The sequence below is a fragment of the Methylobacterium sp. WL18 genome, assembly GCF_008040015.1.
Lineage (GTDB): Bacteria > Pseudomonadota > Alphaproteobacteria > Rhizobiales > Beijerinckiaceae > Methylobacterium > Methylobacterium mesophilicum.
In genome coordinates, this window is record NZ_VRVD01000333.1 from 1 (window position 1) to 5,137 (window position 5,137).

A 5,137-nucleotide genomic window follows, 5' to 3' on the forward strand; every position below is an offset into this window, starting at 1 on the left:
ACCGGGCCCAGCTCCACCGGCACGCCGGCCGCCTCGAGATGGGCCATCGCGGCCTCGATCGTGCCCGACCAGCGGAAGCACAGGTCGCTGTTCCCCGGGAGCACGGGCTGCGCCGCGACCGGCTCCGCCTTCACGCCCGGCCCGTGGCAATTGAGCTGCACGCCGCCGAACCGGTAGGCGAAGCCGCTGCCGCGCTCGATCACCTCGGCGCCGACCACGTCGCGGTAGAAGGCGTTCGAGCGCGACCAGTCGCTGACGTGGATCACGCAATGGTCGAGGTGGATGGCCGGGCGCAGAAGGTCCCCGGGTACGACCGCCGCGTCGGTGGCAAGCGTCTCGGTCTCGGCCATGATCTGCCTCCGCGGATGCCGGGTTTCGGTGGCGTCGTCGTCGCCCGAGAACCGGCGGCGACCTTTCGCAGGCCGTGCCGGTCCTCAGTCTTCGGAGGTGAATTAGGGCGCAACCATGGCCGTGGCAGTGGGCGCTCGCGCGTCCGTGCGGCGCAAAAGCTACATCGTCGCAGACGGGGAGACGGTAGGCATAGCGCCCTGGACCGTATCCCGCATGTCAGGACCCATGATCGCATCCCACCTGTCGGCCTGGAGCCGAATTCGCCGGCTCCTGCTCTCGCGAATTCTGCTCGCCGTGGTGGCGATCGCGCCGCTGGCCGCCTGCCAGACCCGCCCGTCCCAGCTCGCGCAGGACGACGAATCGGCCTGGTACATCGGGACGAAGGCCGACAAGCCGTTCGACATCCCGCTGGTCGACACCGCCCGGCTCGATCCGAAGTACCGCCGCCAGCAGGTCAGCTACAACGGCCCGGAGAAGCCCGGCACGATCCTGGTCGACATCGACCAGCGCCAGCTCCTCCTGGTCCAGGCCGACGGCAGCGCGATGCAGTACGGCGTCGGCGTCGGCAAGGCCGGCTTCTCCTGGAAGGGCGAGGCGCGCGTCGGCCGCAAGGGCGTCTGGCCGGATTGGAGCCCGACCGTCACGATGGTCTCGCTCAACCCCGACCTGCCCCGCACCCGCAAGGGCGGCGTCGACAACCCGCTGGGCGCCCGGGCCCTGTACCTCTACCAGGGCAACCGCGACATCCTGTTCCGGATCCACGGAACCAACGAGCCCTGGAGCATCGGGGAGCAGATGTCGTCGGGCTGCGTCCGGATGCTCAACGAGGACATCGCCGACCTCTACGAGCGCGTCCCGGTCGGCACCCGGGTCCTGGTCAAGCGGAGCGGCAAGTACCGGACCTGACGTCGACCGGACCTGACGTCCGGTTCGCCGGCTTCCGGTCCCTTACCTTCGCGGATGTCGGCGGATCGCGGGCGCGATGCCCGTCCGTGCGAAGGGATTGCTAAGTCTGAGGGGCAACGCTTTCGCAATCTCTTCGCGTAACGGTCGGCCGAGCGCGCCCCGCGGGACGCGCGGGTCTTCCGAAGGCGCATGGCTGAGCCGGCAAAAGCGCCACAATGGCCGGCGATTCCGGGCGCTTCGAGAAACCCTTGCCGGTCGTTCGTGGACAGCTTTCCGATGACAAGATCGATGCTCGCCCTCCTGCTCCTCTGTTCCCCCGCCGCCGCAGCCGGGACGATCAGCGGACCGGCGACGGTGATCGACGGCGATACGATCGAGGTGCACGGCACCCGCATAAACCTCTACGGGATCGACGCCCCCGAGACGGCGCAGAGCTGCCAGACCGTGACCGGCCGGGAATACCGCTGCGGTCGCGACGCCGCCCTGGCGCTGACCGCCCATATCGGCACCGGCGTCGTCACCTGCGAGCGCCGCGAAGCTGCCGGCCCAGGCAGCATCGCCGGCCTCTGCCTCGCGCATGGCGAAGACCTGTCCGCCTGGATGGTCGCGAAGGGCTACGCGCTCGCCAGCCGTCAGGTGACGCCCGCCTACACCCGTCAGGAGGGCCAGGCTTGGGCGACCCGTCGCGGCCTCTGGGCGGGGACCTTCGAGAAGCCCGCGGATTGGCGCCAGGACCGGCGCCGCATGGAAGCCTCGGCCGGGGCGAGCGCGGCCGATTAGAGCATCGTCCCGAAAGGTGTCCACCGGCTTTCGGAAAAAAATGATGTAGACCAAGGAGCTAGCGCATCACGCCGGTTTGGGCGCGATGCGCTAGGCGCGCTCACGCCGTCTTGTCGTGGCCCTCGGTGAATTCCCGCCAGAGCAGGACCAGCGCCGCCATCACGGCCGGGCCGACGAACAGGCCGAGCAGCCCGAAGGTCTCGACGCCCCCCAGGATCCCGAGCAGCACCCACAGGAACGGCAGCTTCGTGGTGCCCCCGATCAGCGCCGGCCGAACGAAGTGGTCGGCCGCGAACGTGACCACGAATCCGGCCACGGCCACGACGACCGCCGCCTTCATCGAACCCGCCGCCACCAGGAGGAGCGCCGCGATCGCGATGGCGAGCGCCGCGCCGAACGGGATCATGGCGGCCACCGCCGTGAAGGCCCCGAGCAGCACCGGATGCGGAACGCCGGCGAAGTAGTAGACCACCCCGAGGATGAAGCCCTCGCCGAGGCCGACCAGAACGAGGCCGTCGACGGTACCGTGCACCGAAGCCACCATCTGCCGCGCGACGCGCTCGCCGCGGGGGCCGAACAGCCGGTCGCAGGCGGAGCGGGCCTGCTCGGTGATCGTGCGCCAGTCGCGGAACAGGAAGAACAGGGCGACCAGGCTGAAGCCGAACAGCACGATCCGGTGCACCACCTCGCGTCCGAAGTTGCGCGAGGCGCCGACCACCGAGTGGTTGTCGAACCGGTGCAGCAGGTCGGATCCGGCCTGGGCATGCCCGAGGTTGTCGTTCCACCACGCGGTCGCCTGGGCGGCGCCGTAGGGCAGGTGCTGCAGGAATTCCGGGGCCGGGATGCCGCTCGCCTCGGCGTTGCGCACGAACTCGGCGACGTCGTGGGCCTCGCGTGCCGCCTGAACGCCCAGGATCGCCAGCGGCGCGAGGAACACCAGGGCCACCGCGGTGGTCATCAGGGTCGGCAGCAGCAGGTTGTGCCGGCCCGGCGGGAAGCGGTGCTCCAGGCGGGCGTAGAGCGGCCACAGCGCGATCGCCAGCACCACCGCCCAGGCCAGCGCCGGAAGGAATTCATGCAGGATCCAGAGTCCGAGCGCGGAGAGCGCCAGCACCAGCACGACCCGGGCCGCGCCCTGGGAGCGCGCCCGCTCCGGCGGTGGCGGTGGCGGGGGACCGGGATGGGCCGGAGCCGTGACGGGCTGAACCGTGGGTAACATCCGTCTCGTCTCCTGACGCCGCGCAACCGATGCCGCGCACATAGACCGAATTCGTCGCGGCGCAGGGGGCGTTCGCGCACACGATCCGGTGCACGACCCCGAACCAGCGCTGCAACGCACCGGGAACCGCCGCGGTTGCCGCCCCTGACCCCCTCGTGTAGAGGTCGCGGCCGTCCGACGGGCCCGTAGCGCGGGCCCCGTACGCGTATTGGTGGCCGCGCGGGGCGTGAGCGCCGGGTCGCCCGGCGTCGAGGGGGGCACCCCGCCCGACCGATCCGGAAACCGAACAGCCCGCGAGAAGACATGTCCGACGAGCCCGCCCACGGCAGCGCCACCTTCCAGCGCGTGGCCGACATCATAGCCGAGACCGCCGACATCCCCCGGGACAGGATCACCCCGGAGAGCCACGCCATCGACGACCTCGGCATCGACAGCCTGGCGTTCCTCGACATCGCCTTCGCGGTGGACAAGGCTTTCGGGATCAAGCTGCCGCTCGAGCGCTGGACCCAGGAAGTCAACGAGGGCAAGGTCCCGGCCGAGCAGTATTTCGTCCTCAAGAACCTGTGCGCGCGCATCGACGGCCTGGTGGCCGAGAAGGCCGCCAAGGTCTGACGCGCCAGAGCCCGACGCCCCCATGCGCCTCGAATATTTCGAGATGATCGATTCTGTCCGGCACCTCGATCGGGCCGCCGGCCGGATCGAGGCGCTGGCTCGGGTGCCGATGGAAAGCCCTGTCTTCGAGGGACACTTCCCCGGCCATCCGCTGGTGCCCGGGGTGCTGTTGACCGAGACCATGGCGCAGGCCTCCGGCTACCTCGTGCTCGCCCATCTCGATTTCACCCGGATGCCGTTCCTCACCGGCGTGGACAAGGCCCGGTTCCGGTCCTTCGTCGGGCCGGGCGCGGAACTGATCGTGACGGCGACCCTCGAGCATGACGGCTCGGGCTACGCCGTGACGAAGGCGGCGATCAGCCATGCCGGGAAGGCGCTGTGCGACGCCGAACTGCGCTTCCGCACCATGGCGTTCCCGGATGGGCTCGACGCGCCGATGCGTGCGCGGGCCCGGGCCATCGGCCTGTTCGCGGACTCGGCGCAGCCATGAGCCGTCCCGTCGTCGTCACCGGCCTCGGCCTCGTCTCCTGCGCGGGCGAAGGGATCGAGGCGCATCTCGCCGCCCTCGATGCCGGCGCGGCACCCCGGACCGACGCCGAGACGTTCGCGCCCTATTGCGTACATCCGGCACCGCCGATCACGTGGGACGGGCAGATCCCCAAGCGCAGCGACCAGCGGCAGATGGAGGCGTGGCAGCGGCTCGGCGTCTACGCCGCCGGCCTCGCCCTGGATTCCGCCGGCGTGAAGGACGATGCCGCCCTCAAGCAGGGGCTCCATCTCGTCGTCGCGGCGGGCGGGGGCGAGCGCGACTACGCCGTCGACGGCGCGATCCTGACGGGCCTGCGCGATGCCGCAGATCCGGGTGCCTATCTCAACGAGCGGCTGCAGAACGACCTGCGGCCGACGCTGTTCCTCGCCCAGCTCTCGAACCTGCTCGCCGGCAACATCGCCATCGTGCACGGGGTCACGGGGGCCTCGCGCACCTTCATGGGGGAGGAGGCGGCCGGCGTGGATGCACTGCGGATCGCGCAGGCGCGGGTCGCCTCGGGGCAGATCGACGCGATCCTGGTGGGCGGCTCCTACAGCGCGGAACGGCCGGACGTGCTCGTGGTCCACGAGATGGGCGGCTATCTCGCCCGCGCACCGTACCGACCGGTTTTCGAGCGGGCTGCGGCGGCGCCCGGCTTCATTTTGGGGAGCTGCGCAGCCTTCCTGATGCTCGAATCGGAGGCGCACGCGGCCGCTCGCGGGGCTCGGACGCTCGCCCGG

7 protein-coding genes are annotated in these 5,137 nt (G+C 70.6%); 5 read left to right on the forward strand and 2 right to left on the reverse strand.

All coding sequences use genetic code 11. The features are described 5' to 3' along the window. Nucleotides 1–350, reverse strand: a 350-nt coding sequence (locus FV228_RS19815; protein WP_147856183.1) for a VOC family protein, incomplete at its 3' end; no start/stop codon positions are given. 226 nt (nt 351–576) lie between these two features. On the opposite strand from FV228_RS19815, the gene FV228_RS19820 reads away from it, so the two are divergent. Next, complete coding sequence (locus FV228_RS19820) at nt 577–1,257, forward strand: L,D-transpeptidase (protein WP_147856184.1); 681 nt, start codon at nt 577–579, stop codon at nt 1,255–1,257. A 288-nt stretch (nt 1,258–1,545) separates the two neighbouring features. Beyond that, nucleotides 1,546–2,037 carry a thermonuclease family protein gene (locus FV228_RS19825; protein WP_246690049.1) on the forward strand — a complete coding sequence of 164 codons (492 nt, stop codon included), beginning with the start codon at nt 1,546–1,548 and terminating at the stop codon, nt 2,035–2,037. 100 nt (nt 2,038–2,137) lie between these two features. On the opposite strand, the gene FV228_RS19830 is transcribed toward FV228_RS19825, so the two are convergent. Beyond that, on the reverse strand, nt 2,138–3,256 hold the full coding sequence (locus FV228_RS19830; RefSeq protein ID WP_147856186.1) for an AI-2E family transporter: 1,119 nt from the start codon (nt 3,254–3,256) through the stop codon (nt 2,138–2,140). Between the two features lie 303 nt (nt 3,257–3,559). On the opposite strand from FV228_RS19830, the gene FV228_RS19835 reads away from it, so the two are divergent. The 3 genes from FV228_RS19835 to FV228_RS19845 form a co-directional block, all read left to right on the forward strand. Next, complete coding sequence (locus tag FV228_RS19835; RefSeq protein ID WP_147856187.1) at nt 3,560–3,868, forward strand: acyl carrier protein; 309 nt, start codon at nt 3,560–3,562, stop codon at nt 3,866–3,868. Between the two features lie 22 nt (nt 3,869–3,890). After that, complete coding sequence (locus FV228_RS19840; RefSeq protein ID WP_147856188.1) at nt 3,891–4,358, forward strand: 3-hydroxyacyl-ACP dehydratase FabZ family protein; 468 nt, start codon at nt 3,891–3,893, stop codon at nt 4,356–4,358. After that, nucleotides 4,355–5,137: beta-ketoacyl-ACP synthase (locus tag FV228_RS19845; RefSeq protein WP_147856189.1), on the forward strand; the 783-nt coding region annotated here is incomplete at its 3' end. The genes FV228_RS19840 and FV228_RS19845, both read left to right, overlap by 4 nt.